Annotated in this window: 11 protein-coding genes, 1 tRNA gene and 1 pseudogene; all 13 read right to left on the reverse strand. The window is 52.5% G+C overall.

Translation table 11 applies throughout. The features are described 5' to 3' along the window. Nucleotides 1-4: 4 nt before the first annotated feature. Entirely contained in the window at nt 5-1,393 is a 1,389-nt protein-coding gene (gene rsmB, locus AACY98_RS11700; RefSeq protein WP_339805208.1) for a 16S rRNA (cytosine(967)-C(5))-methyltransferase RsmB, read from the reverse strand. Between the two features lie 286 nt (nt 1,394-1,679). Further along, nucleotides 1,680-3,578, reverse strand: a complete 1,899-nt coding sequence (locus tag AACY98_RS11705) for a M48 family metalloprotease (RefSeq protein WP_339805209.1) — start codon at nt 3,576-3,578, stop codon at nt 1,680-1,682. Between the two features lie 77 nt (nt 3,579-3,655). Continuing rightward, the gene (locus AACY98_RS11710; protein WP_126980170.1) at nt 3,656-4,255 is read right to left on the reverse strand and encodes a LemA family protein; all 600 of its coding nucleotides are present in this window, start codon (nt 4,253-4,255) and stop codon (nt 3,656-3,658) included. 251 nt (nt 4,256-4,506) lie between these two features. After that, a complete protein-coding gene (rpoC, locus tag AACY98_RS11715) occupies nt 4,507-8,754 on the reverse strand; it encodes a DNA-directed RNA polymerase subunit beta' (protein WP_339805210.1) in 4,248 nt (1,415 codons plus the stop codon). 23 nt (nt 8,755-8,777) lie between these two features. After that, the gene (gene rpoB, locus AACY98_RS11720) at nt 8,778-12,899 is read right to left on the reverse strand and encodes a DNA-directed RNA polymerase subunit beta (protein ID WP_339805211.1); all 4,122 of its coding nucleotides are present in this window, start codon (nt 12,897-12,899) and stop codon (nt 8,778-8,780) included. Nucleotides 12,900-13,253: 354 nt separating this feature from the next. Further along, the gene (gene rplL, locus AACY98_RS11725; protein WP_126980167.1) at nt 13,254-13,628 is read right to left on the reverse strand and encodes a 50S ribosomal protein L7/L12; all 375 of its coding nucleotides are present in this window, start codon (nt 13,626-13,628) and stop codon (nt 13,254-13,256) included. A gap of 90 nt (nt 13,629-13,718) precedes the next feature. Then, complete coding sequence (gene rplJ / locus AACY98_RS11730; RefSeq protein WP_339805213.1) at nt 13,719-14,216, reverse strand: 50S ribosomal protein L10; 498 nt, start codon at nt 14,214-14,216, stop codon at nt 13,719-13,721. Between the two features lie 302 nt (nt 14,217-14,518). Further along, nucleotides 14,519-15,214: a 50S ribosomal protein L1 gene (gene rplA / locus AACY98_RS11735; RefSeq protein ID WP_126980165.1), complete on the reverse strand. Its 696-nt coding sequence runs from the start codon at nt 15,212-15,214 to the stop codon at nt 14,519-14,521. Beyond that, nucleotides 15,211-15,645 carry a 50S ribosomal protein L11 gene (gene rplK / locus AACY98_RS11740; RefSeq protein ID WP_126980164.1) on the reverse strand — a complete coding sequence of 145 codons (435 nt, stop codon included), beginning with the start codon at nt 15,643-15,645 and terminating at the stop codon, nt 15,211-15,213. Before rplK ends, rplA begins: the two co-directional genes overlap by 4 nt. Before the next feature lie 157 nt (nt 15,646-15,802). After that, nucleotides 15,803-16,360 carry a transcription termination/antitermination protein NusG gene (gene nusG, locus AACY98_RS11745; RefSeq protein WP_126980333.1) on the reverse strand — a complete coding sequence of 186 codons (558 nt, stop codon included), beginning with the start codon at nt 16,358-16,360 and terminating at the stop codon, nt 15,803-15,805. Between the two features lie 2 nt (nt 16,361-16,362). Then, on the reverse strand, nt 16,363-16,752 hold the full coding sequence (gene secE / locus AACY98_RS11750) for a preprotein translocase subunit SecE (protein WP_126980163.1): 390 nt from the start codon (nt 16,750-16,752) through the stop codon (nt 16,363-16,365). Between the two features lie 98 nt (nt 16,753-16,850). Further along, nucleotides 16,851-16,926: transfer RNA gene (locus tag AACY98_RS11755), tRNA-Trp, on the reverse strand. Nucleotides 16,927-16,949: 23 nt separating this feature from the next. Next, nucleotides 16,950-17,075: pseudogene (locus tag AACY98_RS11760) on the reverse strand (elongation factor Tu); the annotation flags it as partial.

Below are 17,075 nucleotides of genomic sequence, written 5' to 3' on the forward strand. Positions count from 1 at the left end.
AAGCTCATTTTTCAAACAACGCGTAATAAAACCCGTCTGTCGCTGTCAATGCGCCCTGTTCCCCGTTTTCGAGATCACAGGCCATCTGGTGTTGATCTGTCGCAGCCAATGGCAAAATATGCCCGGGCGCTGGTAACCTGCTGGCATCATTGTGCCCCAGAACAAAGTTTTGTGCGTTTTCTTCCCCTTCGGCCTTGAAGAGAGAACAGGTACAGTACAAAAGCCTGCCACCAGGAGCCAGCCGCGGCCATAAAGTCTGCAATAACCGTCGCTGTTGGGCAGACAGCTCCGCCACATCACTCTCCCGGCGCAACCACCTGATATCAGGGTGTCTGCGCACAATACCTGAAGCGGTGCATGGCGCATCCAGTAAGATGGCATCAAACGTTTCATCTGCGCCAAATGCATCCGCACTGGCCGCATCTGCTGCGCGCAACTCGGCACTCCGGTGAATCCGGGCCAGTGTTTCCTCTACCTTTTGCAGCCGCTGTGCGTCAACATCCAACGCCACAACATCGATACTACCCTCTGGCATCATCTCCAGCATATGTGCCGTTTTGCCGCCAGGTGCTGCACACGCATCCAAAACGCGTAAGGGTGTTCCCAAGCGAGCCAACCGGCGCACCCATTCCTGCTGCAACAGCAACGGCGCAGCCAATTGGGCTGCAGCCGCCTGCACTGAAAAATGGCCTTGCGTAAACTCTGGGATGCTTTCTACAGGCATCGGCGTTTGCAGCTCAACAGCGTAAGGGCCGGCCACACGCACCTCAATCCCTTTTTCCTGCAGCAGCTTAACGGCCTGCTGGGCTGAGCCCCATTGCGCATTGACACGTAGCGTCATCGGTGAAGGCTGTTGCGCCGTGCGCAAAATGGCCTGCCACACATCCGGCCAGTCTGATCGCACACGGGCAATCCACCATGGTTGAAACGCCCATCTGGCTGATTCGCTGTGCTGCCTGACTTGTGCCAGCAAAGTATCCCGCTCACGTAAAAACCGGCGCACAACACCATTGACCAATGGCGCAAATGCCCGTGTTTTCGGCAACGACTTTGCCGCCTGTACTGCCTGGCTTCCCAGAACGTATGGTTTGTAATAAGGTACCCCTGTGTGCGCTGCCGTTTGCGAACCTTCACTTTCCTCACTGGCACATAAAGCCAGCACAACCCACAACAAGGCCTGAACAGCCGACGGCGGCGCTTTTTGGGTCAAAGCGGCAAGCAAGGCCTGGGACAACCCCAGATGCCGCAATGTGTAAAACGACAATGCCTGCACCCCGGGCCGCAATGCACTGTCAACGCTGTCCAGCGCTTTGTCCAGCGACTGCCCACCCGTAACCTGCCGAACAATCTCAGCCGTTTTGAGTAACTGTGTCGCCAGAGCAGGAGGTTGCATAAAGCCGTCATGAAAATTGAATAACTGGCGCTGCATGATCAGAACATCAGGCCTACAGTGAACTACGGGATCAATGCACATGAAAGCATCTGAACCGGCAGAACGCTGGAATTTTACCTGATGCCGCCAAGCAACTAAAAAGTGCAGGTACAACGCCGACACGTAACTGCTGCATTTGCAAGCACAGAGGTTGATCTACCCCGATGTTTTAAAGCTTATACCGCCAGATGCTTTCTGACATTCAAGTATTCATCCTGATCTTTGCCGAGGGTGTATCAGGGCATTGTTAATACATGGACGGCGTTTCGTGCCACGCAATTAAGCGCGGTGGGCGTGGCGTATCCAACAGATCACACATGAGCCGGAAGGTATCTGCATCCCGCTGCAGTTGTATCGGGTTGCGATCGGTTGCCACTGCCTCCCACTCATGCATCCACACCTTGATCAGTGTCGGCATCACCATGAGCGCCAGGCGATGCATTTTCAAAACCGCGGTGCGTAATTGATCGGCATCCATACTAACCTCTGGCATATCTGTGAGCTTAAGCCGGCTATAGACTTTTTTCATCCATTGCGCTTCATCTGGAATTTCCAGGCATTTTGCCAGCAGTGTGCTCAAAACGGCCACAGCATCTTTCACCTGCTCAAACGAATGGTAAATGATGGATTGGCGTTTCTTGTTTTCACGCAGCCAATACCGCGTGACAGCCAGACGCAGCCAACCACGCGGCACCGCATAAGCATAGCTGCGCAAAAGCACCAGTGCCCGCTCAACCAGTTGCTGATGCTGCTCGCGCGGCCAACCTTCCATCTGGGTAATCAATCCTTCAAATATAGGTTCACGCACTTTCAAATTCAGGCTGAACACACTTTCCAGCATCAAGGTTTGAACCCGCCCTTTATTGTTGTGACACAAATCTTCCCAGATTTTTTGCTGCTTTTCTCCGCCTTCTATGACCCAAAATGCCAGCAAAGCCCCCATGAGCTGCTCAACGGGCAATGCTTTGCTCAACAAAATCCTGCCATTTTGAAGCCGCTCCTCCGCCACAAACTGCTGTATCGGTATGTTCCCCGGCCACTCTATTTCGGGCAATGGTGTATCGGGCAGGTCGTACTTCAGAACATTTTCCACATACGGCAGATCTTCTGCCCACTGTACCGGAACATCACGTAATGCAGGCGTCACTGCGGCATCTGGCACCAGGTGGGCAGAAAAAAACTCATCCGAACTGAACTTTTGCACGTCATCGGCTGGCAGCTCTTTGCGTTGTGCATAGGAAACGCCTAACCGTTTCAGCCTTTCGACAATCGGAGGGTGTGTAGCAAACCACCTGGAATTCAAGCTGAAATGCAAAAACAGCGGTGCCAACGCCTGTGCCTGTTTGCGTTGAATCTGATCACGTTCGGTTTGCTGCTGAAAGGCAATTTTCTGCAAGGCGCCGGCAAGCCCCTTTGTCAAACGCGTGTACTTCACCGCCGAAGCATCTGCCAGAAATTCCCGCTGGCGCGACACACTTGCATACAATATCCGACCGGCCAGCCAGCCCAACCAGCCGACCAGCATCAGGGCAGATCCGACCGTCAACACCAATACAGCTCTGATCCAGCCAATACCATCGCGAAGGGATGCAACAACTGCCCGCCCCAGGTTATAAACCATTTGCAGCCCCAGAACCATGCCCATCAGCGTCATATTCAAACGGATATCCCCGTGCACAATATGGCTGAATTCGTGCGCAACCACACCTTGCAGCTCATCCCGCGACAACCGTTCGATCGAGCCTTGGGTTACTGCAATGATGGCGTCCTGAATATCCCACCCTGCGGCAAATGCGTTGATGGCCTCTTCTGAGCGCAATACAAAAATGCGCGGAGGGCGTATGCCGGCAGCAATGGCAACCTCCATAACCACATTGCATAGACGTTTTTCGTAAATGTTCTGAGGCTCTGTAATCTCCACCCCACCAGCCTGAAGCGCCAAATAAGCGCCGCCGTCGCTCAAGTGCCATGCCTCTATGGCATAACTGCCAAAAACATACAACAGCACCACGCCGGTATTCACGACAAAAAACAGTTTAGGAAAATTGGTTGAGCCTGCTGTACTGATGATCCATGCCACGGCCAGCGCTGCATTGGTAACAACCACCATACCCAGAATCAGCGCAGCAAACAATACAACAAGCATGCTTGTTGATTGTTTGGCTACACGTTGATGCTGGCGAAACAGCATGGCATTTACCTTTCTTTGGTGAACTCAGAATGTCAGAACTGAACCTTAACCGCCTGACGTTCTTCTGGTGACTCGGTGGATTGCAGCATTTCCATCGGCTTGAAACTAAACAGGTTAGCCACAATCACTTCAGGGAACTGCTGTGCCTTGTTGTTATAGTCCAGCACCACATCGTTATATGCCTGGCGCGCAAATCCAATGCGGTTTTCAGTTGTCGTCAGTTCCTCAGAAAGCTCACGCAGATTCTGGTCTGCCTTCAACTCCGGATAACCTTCCACCACAGCCATCAGGCGCCCGAGTGCAGACCCCAGCGCTCCATCAGCAGCAGCCAATGCGGCAATCTGCCCTATCCCCGCACCGGAAGGTTGGCCATGAATGGCATCGCGTGCCTGAGATGCCTGGTTGCGAGCCCCAATGACAGCCTCTAACGTTTCCCGCTCATGCTGCACATATTTACGCGCTACTTCGACCAGATTCGGAATCAGGTCATAACGCCTTTTAAGCTGCACATCAATCTGCCCAAACGCGTTATTGATTTCATTGCGTGCAAACACCAGTTTGTTATAGGAGGAAATACCCCAGATCACGCCAATAACGACCAGAGCCAACAAAACCCAGCCAATGATTCCCATAGCAACTCTCCTTTTCCGTTAAGCCCATTGTCGATTGATTTCTGTATATCCATTGTACACAGAAATGCATAATTTTCAACACGTTTAATAACGCGTACAAGAGCACATGTAATTAAATTTTACAATATTACATGAATTTAAATAAATTATCAACGCGTAATTGATTACATGTTGTGTTTTGGAAAAAGAAAAAGGGAGTGTTTCCACTCCCTTTAATCAACCGCTTTTTTCAAAAAATCACGTTGATGGCATCACTCCTGTGGAGGTGTTGCATCTTCCTGATTTTCCGCTGTCGGCTGGCTTTCTTCCAGTGCCTGCAACTCTTTGGCTGCGGCATCCTGGGCTTCGGCCAGAGCAACAGAGCGCCGTTCGATCTCTTCTGTCTCAAGCTTGTACTTGCGTGCCTGATGGTAGGCCATACCCGTACCCGCCGGAATCAGACGCCCCACAATGACGTTTTCTTTCAGACCACGCAGTTCATCACGTTTACCCATGATGGCCGCTTCGGTCAGCACGCGGGTTGTTTCCTGGAACGATGCCGCAGAGATGAACGAATCCGTCGACAGAGAGGCCTTGGTGATACCCAGCAGCAAATCATGGTAGGTTGCAGGCAGCTTATCCTGTGAGCGCAACTTGTCGTTGGTATCCAGGATTTCTGAGCGCTCAACCTGTTCTCCAATGATGTAGGTGGAATCGCCCGGATTATCAACCTGCACACGGCGCAGCATCTGACGCACAATCACTTCAATGTGCTTGTCGTTGATCTTCACACCCTGCAAACGGTAAACATCCTGCACTTCGTCCACAATATAGGTTGCCAGAGCTTCGACACCCAACAGGCGCAGAATATCCTGCGGATCTGCCGGACCGTCAACCACCTGCTCGCCCTTGTTCACCACCTGGCCTTCGTGCACCAGAATGTTTTTGTCCTTAGGCACCAGGTCTTCAAACACATTGCCGTCCAGATCGGTAATTTGCAACCGTACTTTGCCCTTGGTTTCTTTACCAAACGACACGGTACCTGTCACCTCAGCCAGCATCCCTTTGTCTTTCGGACTGCGTGCTTCGAACAACTCGGCCACACGGGGCAAACCACCGGTAATATCGCGGGTTTTCTGACCTTCAACCGGGATACGTGCCAGCACTTCGCCCGGATGAACTTCCTGACCATCGCGCACCTGGATCAAAGCGCCCACCTGGAAGCCAATGGTCACCGAGTGGTCGGTACCAGGAATCTTCACTTCCTTGCCAGAAGCATCCAACAGCTTGACCTGCGGACGTGCTACCACTTTACTGGAGCCACGGCGTTTTGGGTCAATCGCCACCAGCGTGGACAGGCCGGTAACCTCGTCCATCTGTTTGGCAACGGTAACGCCTTCTTCCACATTTTCAAACCGGATGGTCCCGGCAAATTCGGTAATGATCGGACGTGTCAGCGGATCCCAGTTGGCCAGAATGGCACCTGGTTTCACCTGATCACCATCTTTCACCTGCATGATGGCACCGTAAGGTACCTTATGGCGCTCACGCTCACGGCCATGCTCATCGGTAATCAGCATTTCACCGGAACGGGAAATGACAACCAGATCACCCTTGCCATTGGTCACATAACGCATGGCGGCGTTAAAGCGGATCACGCCGGTTGCCTTGGCTTCAATGCTGGAAGCCACGGCAGCACGGGAAGCCGCCCCCCCGATGTGGAATGTACGCATGGTCAGCTGTGTTCCAGGTTCCCCAATGGACTGGGCAGCAACCACACCCACCGCTTCGCCAATGTTCACCAGCGAGCCACGGCCCAGATCGCGCCCATAGCACTTGGCACACAGGCCATAGCGGGTGCCGCAGGTCAACGGTGTGCGAACCTTCACTTCATCCACGCCTACGGCTTCGATCTTGTCGAGCGCATCCTCATCAAGCATCTGCCCAGCCGGAACCAGCACTTCGCGTGTTTCAGGGTTGACCACATCGGCTACGGCCACGCGCCCCAGAATACGGTCACGCAGTGATTCAACCACTTCGCCACCTTCCATCAGACCACGCATGCTCACACCGTCCAGCGTGCCGCAATCATCTTCGGTCACCACCAGATCCTGTGTCACATCGACCAGACGACGCGTCAAATAACCGGAGTTTGCGGTTTTCAACGCTGTATCGGCCAGACCTTTACGTGCACCGTGGGTGGAAATAAAGTACTGAGCAACGTTCAGGCCTTCACGGAAGTTCGCCGTAATCGGTGTCTCAATAATGGAGCCGTCCGGCTTGGCCATCAAACCACGCATACCAGCCAGCTGGCGAATCTGTGCAGCAGAACCACGGGCGCCGGAATCGGCCATCATATAGATCGAGTTGAAAGACTCCTGCTCAACTTCTTTACCCGTATGATCTTCAACCTTTTCCTTGGCCAGATGCGCCATCATGACCTTGCCGACCTCGTCCCCGGCCTTACCCCAGATGTCAACCACTTTGTTGTAGCGTTCACCTGCAGTCACCAGACCGGAAGCGTATTGATGCTCAATTTCCTTGACTTCATTTTCAGCCCGACCAATGATCGCGCTCTTCGCCTGGGGCACCAGCATGTCGTCAATGGCAATTGAAATACCGCCTTTGGTCGACAGGCGATAGCCCTGATTGAGCAACTGGTCAGCCAGAATCACGGTTTCTTTCAGGCCGCAGCGACGGAACGATGCATTGATGAGCCTGGAGATTTCCTTCTTCTTCAATGCACGGTCAATCAGCTCAAACGGCAAGCCTTTGGGCAGAATCTGTGACAGCAGCGCACGGCCCACCGTTGTATGGCGCGCCACCGGTTTGCTGTCGTAACCGCCTTCAGCGTTCTTGGTGTATTCCGGAATACGCACCCAGACCTTGGCCGTCAGTTCGACAACATGGTTATCCAGCGCACGCTGAACTTCAGCAATGTCAGAGAACATCATGCCTTCGCCCAGCGCGTTCACCTTTTCACGGGTTGCATAATACAGACCCAGCACCACGTCCTGCGAAGGCACAATGGAAGGCTCACCACTGGCCGGGAACAACACGTTGTTGGAAGACAGCATCAGCACACGGGCTTCCATTTGCGCTTCAATCGACAACGGCACGTGCACAGCCATCTGGTCACCGTCAAAGTCAGCGTTGAACGCCGCACACACCAGTGGGTGCAAACGCAATGCCTTGCCTTCAATCAGCACCGGCTCAAACGCCTGAATACCCAGACGGTGCAGCGTTGGTGCACGGTTGAGCAACACCGGATGCTCTTTAATCACCTCTTCCAGAATATCCCAGACAATTGGCGTACCGGCTTCAACCTCTTTCTTCGCTGCTTTGATGGTGGTGGCAACCCCCATTTTTTCCAGGCGGCTGAAAATAAACGGCTTGAACAGCTCCAGCGCCATCAGCTTAGGCAGACCGCACTGGTGCAACTTCAGATCCGGACCCACGGTAATCACCGAACGGCCTGAATAGTCCACACGTTTACCCAGCAGGTTCTGACGGAAACGACCGCTCTTACCTTTGATCATGTCGGCCAGAGACTTCAGCGCACGCTTGTTGGCACCGGTCATCGCCTTACCACGGCGGCCATTATCCAGCAATGAGTCAACGGCTTCCTGCAGCATGCGTTTTTCGTTACGCATGATGATTTCAGGCGCCTTCAACTCCAGCAACCGTTTCAGGCGGTTGTTGCGGTTAATCACACGGCGATACAGATCGTTCAGATCGGACGTTGCAAAACGCCCGCCATCCAGCGGCACCAGCGGACGCAGGTCCGGCGGCAGCACAGGCAGTACTTCCAGCACCATCCAGTCAGGCTTGATGCCTGATTTTTTGAAGGCTTCCAGCACTTTAAGGCGCTTGGAGTTTTTCTTGACCTTCATTTCGGCACCGGTCATGTCACCGCGCAGGCGCTCAATTTCCGCATCCAGATTCATTTCTGTCAGCAGACGCTTGATACCTTCAGCGCCCATCAGCGCCACAAATTCGTCGCCGTACTCGAGCACGTTGGCGTCATAGTCTTCTTCTGACATGATGCTGAACTTTTTCAGCGGCGTCATACCAGGATCAACCACCACATAAGCTTCAAAATACAACACGCGTTCAATATCACGCAGCGTCATATCCAGTACCAGCCCCAGACGGGACGGCAACGACTTCAGAAACCAGATGTGCGCAACCGGAGAAGCCAACTCAATGTGGCCCATGCGTTCGCGACGCACTTTGGACTGAGTGACTTCCACACCGCATTTTTCGCAGATCACACCGCGATATTTCAGGCGTTTATATTTGCCGCACAAGCATTCATAGTCTTTGATCGGGCCAAAAATTTTGGCGCAGAACAGACCATCGCGCTCCGGCTTGAAAGTGCGGTAGTTAATGGTTTCTGGTTTTTTCACTTCGCCGAAAGACCATGAACGGATCTTTTCGGGCGAGGCGACACCAATACGGATGGCATCAAAATGTTCATCCGGCGTAAATTGCTTGAACAGGTCGAGCAGTGCTTTCATGTTTACTTCTCTCCTTAACCCTGTTAGTTGCGCTCAAGTTCGATATCGATACCGAGCGAACGAATTTCTTTAACCAGCACATTGAACGACTCCGGCATACCGGCATCAATCGCATGCTCGCCCTTGACGATGTTCTCGTACACCTTGGTACGGCCCTGCACGTCATCAGACTTCACGGTCAGCATTTCCTGCAAGACGTAAGCGGCACCATAAGCTTCCAGCGCCCACACTTCCATCTCACCAAAACGCTGTCCGCCGAACTGTGCTTTACCGCCCAGAGGCTGCTGCGTTACCAGGCTGTATGGGCCGGTTGAACGTGCGTGCATCTTGTCGTCAACCAGATGGTGCAGTTTCAGGTAATGCATATAGCCAACGGTAACCTGACGGTCAAACGCCTCACCGGTACGGCCATCGTACAAAGTGGTCTGGGTACGACGTTCGTTCAGGCCCTTGGCCTGTGCGATATCTTCCGGATAGGCCAGTTGCAGCAGGCTGTAAATGTCCTCTTCCTGTCCACCGTCAAACACCGGGGTGGCAAACGGAATACCCTTTGAGAGGTTGCCAATCATTTCCTTAAACTGCGCATCGGTCAACTCGCTGAACTCTTCACGCTTGCCGCTGGACTCGTTGTAGATTTTCTCAAGGAAAGCCTGCAACTCTTTGCGGCTGGCTTCTTTGCGCACCATTTCATTGATACGCTCACCCAGCCCTTTAGCTGCCCAGCCCAGGTGCACTTCCAGCACCTGCCCGACGTTCATACGTGAAGGCACGCCCAGCGGGTTCAGAACCACGTCAACCGCTGTACCGTCAGCCATGTAAGGCATATCTTCAATCGGGGTGATCTTGGAGACCACACCCTTGTTACCATGACGGCCGGCCATCTTGTCGCCAGGCTGCAAACGGCGTTTAACGGCCAAGTAAACCTTGACCATCTTCAGCACGCCGGCAGGCAGTTCGTCACCCTGTGTGAGCTTGCGTTGCTTTTCTTCAAACGCCAGATCAAACAGGTGGCGTTGCTGCTCAACCGTGTGTTTGATTTCCTCAAGCTGTTGTGCCAGGGTTTCATCTGTCGGACGAATGTCATACCAGTGGTATTTTTCCACGCTGTCCAGATAAGCCTTGTCAATGGTGGAGCCCTTCGCCAGTTTTTTGGGACCGCCGTTAACTTTTTGGCCCAACAGCAGTTTTTCAATACGCAGGAATGCATCGGCTTCCACAATACGCAACTGGTCGTTCAGGTCCAGACGGTAGCGTTTCAGCTCATCATCAATGATCTGTTGCGCACGTTTATCACGCTGAATACCTTCACGGGTAAACACCTGCACATCAATCACAGTACCTTGCGTTCCCTGCTCCACACGCAATGACGTGTCTTTCACATCAGAGGCTTTTTCGCCAAAAATGGCTCGCAGCAGTTTTTCTTCCGGCGTCAGCTGGGTTTCACCCTTGGGCGTTACCTTGCCAACCAGCACATCACCAGGCTGCACTTCAGCACCGACAAACACGATACCGGAGTCATCCAGACGAGCCAGTTGCTGCTCGGACAGGTTCGGGATATCACGTGTGATTTCTTCTGCACCCAGCTTGGTATCACGCGCCATCACCACCAGCTCTTCAATATGAACCGAGGTATAACGGTCTTCTGCGACAACCCGTTCAGAAAGCATCACCGAGTCTTCGAAGTTATAGCCGTTCCAGGGCATGAACGCGATCAGCATGTTCTGCCCCAGCGCCAGCTCACCCAGGTCGGTTGAAGCGCCGTCGGCGATCACATCGCCGGATTCAACTGCATCACCACGCTTAACGATAGGACGCTGATGGATGTTGGTGTTCTGGTTGGAACGCTGATACTTGATCAGGTTGTAGATATCCACGCCAACTTCACCGGCTGTGGTTTCCGCGTCATTCACACGCACCACAATACGGTTGGCATCCACATAATCCACCACACCGCCACGGCGTGCAGCAACCACGGTGCCCGAGTCTTTAGCCGACACGCGTTCAATACCGGTACCGACAAATGCCTTTTCCGGACGCAGCACAGGCACCGCCTGACGCTGCATGTTGGCACCCATCAAGGCGCGGTTGGCGTCATCGTGCTCCAGGAACGGCACCAAAGACGCCGCCACCGAAACAATCTGAGTTGGCGCCACGTCCATGTACTGAATACGCTCTGGTGTCGTCAAAACAGACTCGCCGTTTTCACGGGCAGACACCAGCTCATCAACCAGCTTGCCATTTTTATCCAGCGCAGCATTGGCCTGAGCAATGATGTATTTGCCTTCTTCAATGGCGGACAGATAATCAATCTGCGCGGTCACCTTCTGATCCACCACGCGGCGGTAAGGCGTTTCCAGGAAGCCATACTCATTCAGACGTGCGTACAGCGCCAGAGAGTTGATCAAACCAATGTTCGGGCCTTCAGGCGTTTCAATCGGGCACAAGCGACCATAGTGTGTCGGGTGCACGTCGCGCACTTCAAAGCCAGCGCGTTCACGTGTCAAACCACCTGGGCCTAAAGCGGAAACACGGCGTTTGTGCGTAATTTCCGAAAGCGGGTTGGTCTGGTCCATGAACTGCGACAACTGTGAAGAGCCGAAGAACTCTTTCAGCGCGGCAGAAATTGGCTTGGAGTTGATCAGGTCATGCGGCATCAACGCTTCAGTTTCTGCCTGGCCCAAACGCTCTTTCACTGCTTTTTCAATACGTGCCAGACCTGAGCGGTACTGGTTTTCGGCCAGTTCACCCACGCAACGTACACGGCGATTCCCCAAGTGATCAATATCATCCACCTGGCCACGGCCATTACGCAACTCGACCAGCACCTTGACCACTTCGAAAATATCATCGTTCGACAGCGTCATTGCGCCAGTCAGCTCACTGCGCCCCAAACGGGCGTTGAACTTCATACGCCCCACACGGGACAGATCGTAACTGTCTTCGCTGAAGAACAGGCGATTGAACAGTGCTTCCACCGCATCTTCTGTCGGCGGCTCACCAGGACGCATCATGCGGTAAATCGCCACACGTGCGGCAAACTGGTCTGCTGTTTCATCAATACGCAGCGTCTGGGAGATATAAGCACCCTGATCCAGATCATTGGTATAAATGCACTCAATCTTATCAATGCCTGCATCACGCAGCTTTTTCAGCAGCGACTCTGTCAGCTCATCATTGGCGCGGGCAATCAGTTCGCCTGTGCTTTCATCAATGACATTTTTAGCCAGCACACGACCCAACAGGTAATCTTCTGGCACGCTGACCGTCTTGGTGCCTGATTCTTCCATTTCGCGCACATGACGTGCGGTAATGCGCTTGTCTTTGGCAACAATGACCTCGCCCTTTTTGTTGGTGATATCAAAACGCGCCACTTCACCTTTCAGACGCTCCGGCACAAAATCCATCTGCGCACCGGCATCCATCAGATGCATGGTGTCATTGACATAGAAGTTTGCCAGAATCTGTTCAGAATCCAGACCAATGGCTTTCAGCAAAATGGTCACCGGCATCTTACGACGGCGGTCAACACGGAAGTACAGCAGATCCTTCGGATCAAACTCAAAATCCAACCAGGAACCACGGTAAGGAATAATACGTGCGGAGAACAACAGCTTGCCCGAAGCGTGGGTTTTACCCTTGTCGTGCTCAAAAAACACGCCAGGAGAGCGATGCAACTGGCTGACAATCACACGCTCGGTACCATTGATCACAAAAGAGCCGTTATCGGTCATGAGCGGAACTTCGCCCATGTAAACTTCCTGCTCTTTAATCTCTTTCACAACTTTGGTGCCGTTGCGGCCTTCGGCGGCTTCACGATCATAAATAATCAGTTGCACTTTGGCGCGCACAGCCGACGAAAACGTCAAACCACGCTGCTGACACTCGCGCACATCAAACACCGGACGCACCAGGTTGTATTCAACAAACTTCATTTCCACAAACCCGTTGTGCGACACGATCGGGAAAGCAGACTCAAAAGCGGCCTGCAGCCCTTCGGGCTTGCGCTTACGGGGTGGGACATCGGCTTGCAAAAATGCGCGGTAGGCATCTTTTTGCATGCTCAGCAAATAAGGAACATCCAGAACACTTTCGCGTTTGCCAAAGCTCTTGCGAATACGCTTGCGTTCAGTGAAGGAATACGCCATTGATTTCTCCGATGGGCTGACGAAGCGACTGGCGACCGGGTTGAAAGTGCAAAAATTCTCACAGGCGCTTCAAAAAGCGCGCACTTCTCGTTAAAATCCGGTTGAGACTCGGGCGGTTGGCCACTACCAACCTCTGGCTGACAACTGCCGCGGACGGTTTTCAATGAAACCCGTCGGGCAGTCCGACCAAAGTCGTCCCTCTGCAGTCGGATAAGAGGGCACTTGCAAAATCCCTGCAAAACAGGAATCTTTCAACTACGCTCTTTTTGAGATCCCCAGAAATCTATACAAAAAAAGAAAGCGCAAAAGGCTGGGGGCCTCAAAAGGCCTCCAGCCAGTCGATACAACTGTATCTTACTTGAGCTCGACTTTCGCGCCGGCTTCTTCCAGTTTCTTCTTGGCAGCTTCAGCATCATCCTTGGAAGCAGCTTCCTTAACAGGCTTCGGTGCGCCATCAACCAGATCTTTAGCTTCTTTCAGGCCCAGACCGGTGATTTCGCGGACAGCTTTAATGACTGCAACTTTGTTGCCGCCAGTTTCAGTCAGAATCACGTCGAATTCGGTCTTTTCTTCAGCAGCAGCAGCACCGCCGCCAGCAGCAGGACCTGCAACAGCCATAGCTGCAGCGGATACACCAAATTTTTCTTCAATTGCTTTGACCACTTCATTGAGTTCCATAACGGACATGCTCTCCAGAGCGGTCAAAAATGCGTCTTTATCAAATGCCATGATAATCGTTTCCTAAACTATAAGTTCTTTCACATTCTGCAAGGCCATAGTGCCATACAGGACATGCGCCAAACGGCACCCCTGAAAAAATCAGGCGGCCGCTTCCTCTTTCTGTTTTGCCACAGCAGCCAATACCCGGGCCAGGCCGGAAATGGGAGACTGCATCAAGCCCAGCAACTGTGCCAACAAAACTTCCTTGGTAGGAATATTGGCAAGCTGTTTTACACCGTTCACATCCAGTGCTTTTCCGTCATAGACACCAGCTTTGAGCACCAAAGCCGCGTTGTCTTTTGCAAAGTCAGCCAGCACTTTGGCTGCTGCCACTGCATCTTCAGAAAAACCATAGATCAGCGGACCGACCATCTGGTCAGCCGCGGCTTCAAATGGTGTTCCAGCCACAGCACGGCGTACCAGCGTATTCTTTAAAACACGCAGGTTCACACCTTGCTCACGGGCCTTCGCACGCAGGTTGGTCATATCACCAACCACAACGCCGCGGTATTCCGCCATCACGAGTGTTTGAGCTTTCGCGGCAAGCGATTGGACTTCTGCCACAACCGCTTCTTTTTCACTGCGATTAAGACTCAAGGTCTACTCCTTTCAAAACATGTATCACCCGAAGGCCATACATGCACCTGTTGCAGCGAGACCTCTGTTCAGGAACAATCCAAAATGGCGTTTACACGCTGATCCATTTTGTCATCATCCATTCCAGCGGGACCGCCATCTGCGTTGGCTGTTGTTTTAAGCAAAACACCTTGTTTTGCGCCAACGGTCTTCGATGACCTGGTTTCACATCCAGCAAAACCAGCCCACCAAACTCTTTACGGCTAACGCCGCGTTGCCGCTGCGTCAGCCCTTTACCTACATGTGTCTTTACCTGCCTGCAATTAAGCCGACAAAGAAGCTACATCCACGCGCACACCAATGCCCATGGTCGAAGATACAGCAACCTTTTTCAGGTACTGTCCTTTGCTGCTGGCAGGCTTGGCCTTATTCAGCGCATCAACCAGTGCAGCCAGATTACCTTTGAGCTGCTCAGCGTCAAATGAACGACGGCCGATTGTGCTGTGAATGATACCGGCCTTGTCAACACGGAACTGCACCTGACCAGCCTTGGCATTTTTCACCGCAGTCGCCACATCAGGCGTTACCGTACCGACTTTAGGGTTAGGCATCAAACCACGGGGACCCAAAATCTGGCCCAGTGTACCAACCACGCGCATCGCATCCGGAGAGGCAATCACCACATCAAAATTGATGTTGCCTGCTTTAACCTGTTCAGCCAGGTCATCCATACCGACAATATCAGCACCAGCAGCTTTGGCTTCTTCAGCTTTCGCGCCCTGGGTAAACACCGCAACACGCTTGGTTTTGCCGGTACCGTTGGGCAGAACCACTGCGCCGCGAACCACCTGGTCTGACTTACGTGCGTCAATACCGAGTTGCACCGCCACGTCGACAGACTCGTCAAACTTGGCATTGGCACATTCTTTAACCAGATTCAAAGCATCTGTAATCGGGTACAGCTTGGTGCTGTCCACTTTGCCTTCAAAGGCTTTTACGCGTTTGGAAACTTTACTCATTTCACACCCTCCACAGTCACACCCATGGAACGTGCCGTACCAGCAATGGTACGCACAGCGGCATCCAGATCGGCTGCTGTCAGATCTTTCATTTTGGTCTTGGCAATTTCTTCCAACTGAGCACGGGTAATCTTACCGACCTTATCTTTCAGCGGATTGCTGGACCCTTTTTCCAGCTTGATTGCTTTTTTGATCAGCACGCCAGCAGGAGGAGTTTTGATAATGAAAGTAAAAGACTTGTCAGCATAAGCCGTGATCACCACGGGCAATGCCAAACCAGGCTCCACACTTTGAGTCTGCGCATTAAATGCCTTGCAGAACTCCATAATGTTCAAACCACGCTGACCCAGTGCCGGGCCGACGGGTGGTGATGGGTTTGCCTTACCAGCCGGAATTTGCAGCTTGATAAAGCCGACGATTTTCTTCGCCATGCTTGATTCTCCTTACGGGTCCAACGTTTGACCTGCAGCGCAGGCAAACTCCCCGTTTCAAATTCCCCTGTTTAATCAGCCATGAATATGCAGGGGAAAAACATATTCATGCGTTTATTCGTATCAGCAGATGCAAACATGCATCTGCACAAAACTGTTACAGTTTCTCTACCTGGTGAAATTCCAGTTCCACCGGTGTGGCCCGACCAAAAATGGTAACAGACACACGCAGCCGTGATTTGTCGTACAGCACTTCTTCAACAGTGCCGTTAAAGTCGGCAAACGGGCCTTCTTTCACACGGACCAACTCACCCACCTCAAACTCAATTTTAGGCCGCGGCTTTTCAACGCCTTGCTGCATCTGCCCCATGATACGCTCGACTTCCGCAGTGGAAATCGGTGTCGGGCGATTGCTGCGTCCACCGCCAACAAAACCGGTGACTTTATTGGTATGCTTCACCAGATGCCAGGAGTCATCATCCATCGCCATTTCCACCAGCACATAGCCGGGGTAGAAATTACGCTGCGTTGTCCGTTTACGGCCGTTCTTGATCTCAACCACTTCTTCAGTCGGCACCAGAATACGACCAAACTTGTCCTGCATGCCTGCACGGTCAATCCGTTCGCGCAAGTTGCGTTCAACCGCTTTTTCCATCCCTGAATAGGCATGGACAACGTACCAAAGTTTACCGCTGGTTGCTGCTGCGTCTGCCATACTCATTTCATCCCCAGAAATTGGCTATACAGGATCCATTCCAGCAGCTTATCTGCTGCCCACAGGAAAATAGCCATCACCAACACAAACAGAAAAACATACAAAGTCATCTGCATGGCTTCTTTGCGTGTTGGCCATACAACTTTTTTCAGTTCCTTGACGGAGTCGCGGCAATAACCAACAAATTCTTTACCCCAGGAGCTGGTCAAAAACACACCTACTGCTGCGGCCAGCAATACAATCAATGCAAGCCATTGCGCCCAGACAGCAACTCCCTGCCCTGAAAGCACATAAAACACCACAAATGCGGCAGCAGCAAGCAACAGCGACACGCCAAGCTTGGCTTTGTCTGCCCCAGAATGAACGGTTTCAACTTGTGGATGATTAGCCATGTATGTTACCTAAAATAGCTTCCTGAACAACAACCAAGCCCGCCGAGGCATTTTCTGCTGTGGCGGGCTTCTCTTTTTAAGAGAACATCAGGTGTTGCTGGCAGGGGCAGAAGGAATCGAACCCTCAACCTTCGGTTTTGGAGACCGACGCTCTGCCAATTGAGCTATACCCCTACACCTTTTCAAAAATAAACCAATTACTCAATAATTTTAGCGACCACACCGGCACCCACCGTACGGCCACCTTCACGGATCGCAAAACGCAGGCCTTCTTCCATCGCAATCGGCGCAATCAGCTTGACTTTGATGGTGACGTTGTCGCC

The organism is Saezia sanguinis (assembly GCF_963921665.1).
Taxonomy (GTDB): Bacteria; Pseudomonadota; Gammaproteobacteria; order Burkholderiales; family Burkholderiaceae_C; genus Saezia; species Saezia sanguinis.

What these genes read in the sequence shown, in the direction of transcription:
- rpoB (WP_339805211.1), bottom strand. Translation starts at nt 12,899, where the DNA reads ATGGCGTATTCCTTCACTGAACGCAAGCGTATTCGCAAGAGCTTTGGC.
- AACY98_RS11705 (WP_339805209.1), bottom strand. Translation starts at nt 3,578, where the DNA reads ATGCTTGTTGTATTGTTTGCTGCGCTGATTCTGGGTATGGTGGTTGTT.
- AACY98_RS11710 (WP_126980170.1), bottom strand. Translation starts at nt 4,255, where the DNA reads ATGGGAATCATTGGCTGGGTTTTGTTGGCTCTGGTCGTTATTGGCGTG.
- rplA (WP_126980165.1), bottom strand. Translation starts at nt 15,214, where the DNA reads ATGAGTAAAGTTTCCAAACGCGTAAAAGCCTTTGAAGGCAAAGTGGAC.
- rpoC (WP_339805210.1), bottom strand. Translation starts at nt 8,754, where the DNA reads ATGAAAGCACTGCTCGACCTGTTCAAGCAATTTACGCCGGATGAACAT.
- secE (WP_126980163.1), bottom strand. Translation starts at nt 16,752, where the DNA reads ATGGCTAATCATCCACAAGTTGAAACCGTTCATTCTGGGGCAGACAAA.
- rplL (WP_126980167.1), bottom strand. Translation starts at nt 13,628, where the DNA reads ATGGCATTTGATAAAGACGCATTTTTGACCGCTCTGGAGAGCATGTCC.
- rsmB (WP_339805208.1), bottom strand. Translation starts at nt 1,393, where the DNA reads ATGCAACCTCCTGCTCTGGCGACACAGTTACTCAAAACGGCTGAGATT.
- rplK (WP_126980164.1), bottom strand. Translation starts at nt 15,645, where the DNA reads ATGGCGAAGAAAATCGTCGGCTTTATCAAGCTGCAAATTCCGGCTGGT.
- nusG (WP_126980333.1), bottom strand. Translation starts at nt 16,360, where the DNA reads ATGGCAGACGCAGCAGCAACCAGCGGTAAACTTTGGTACGTTGTCCAT.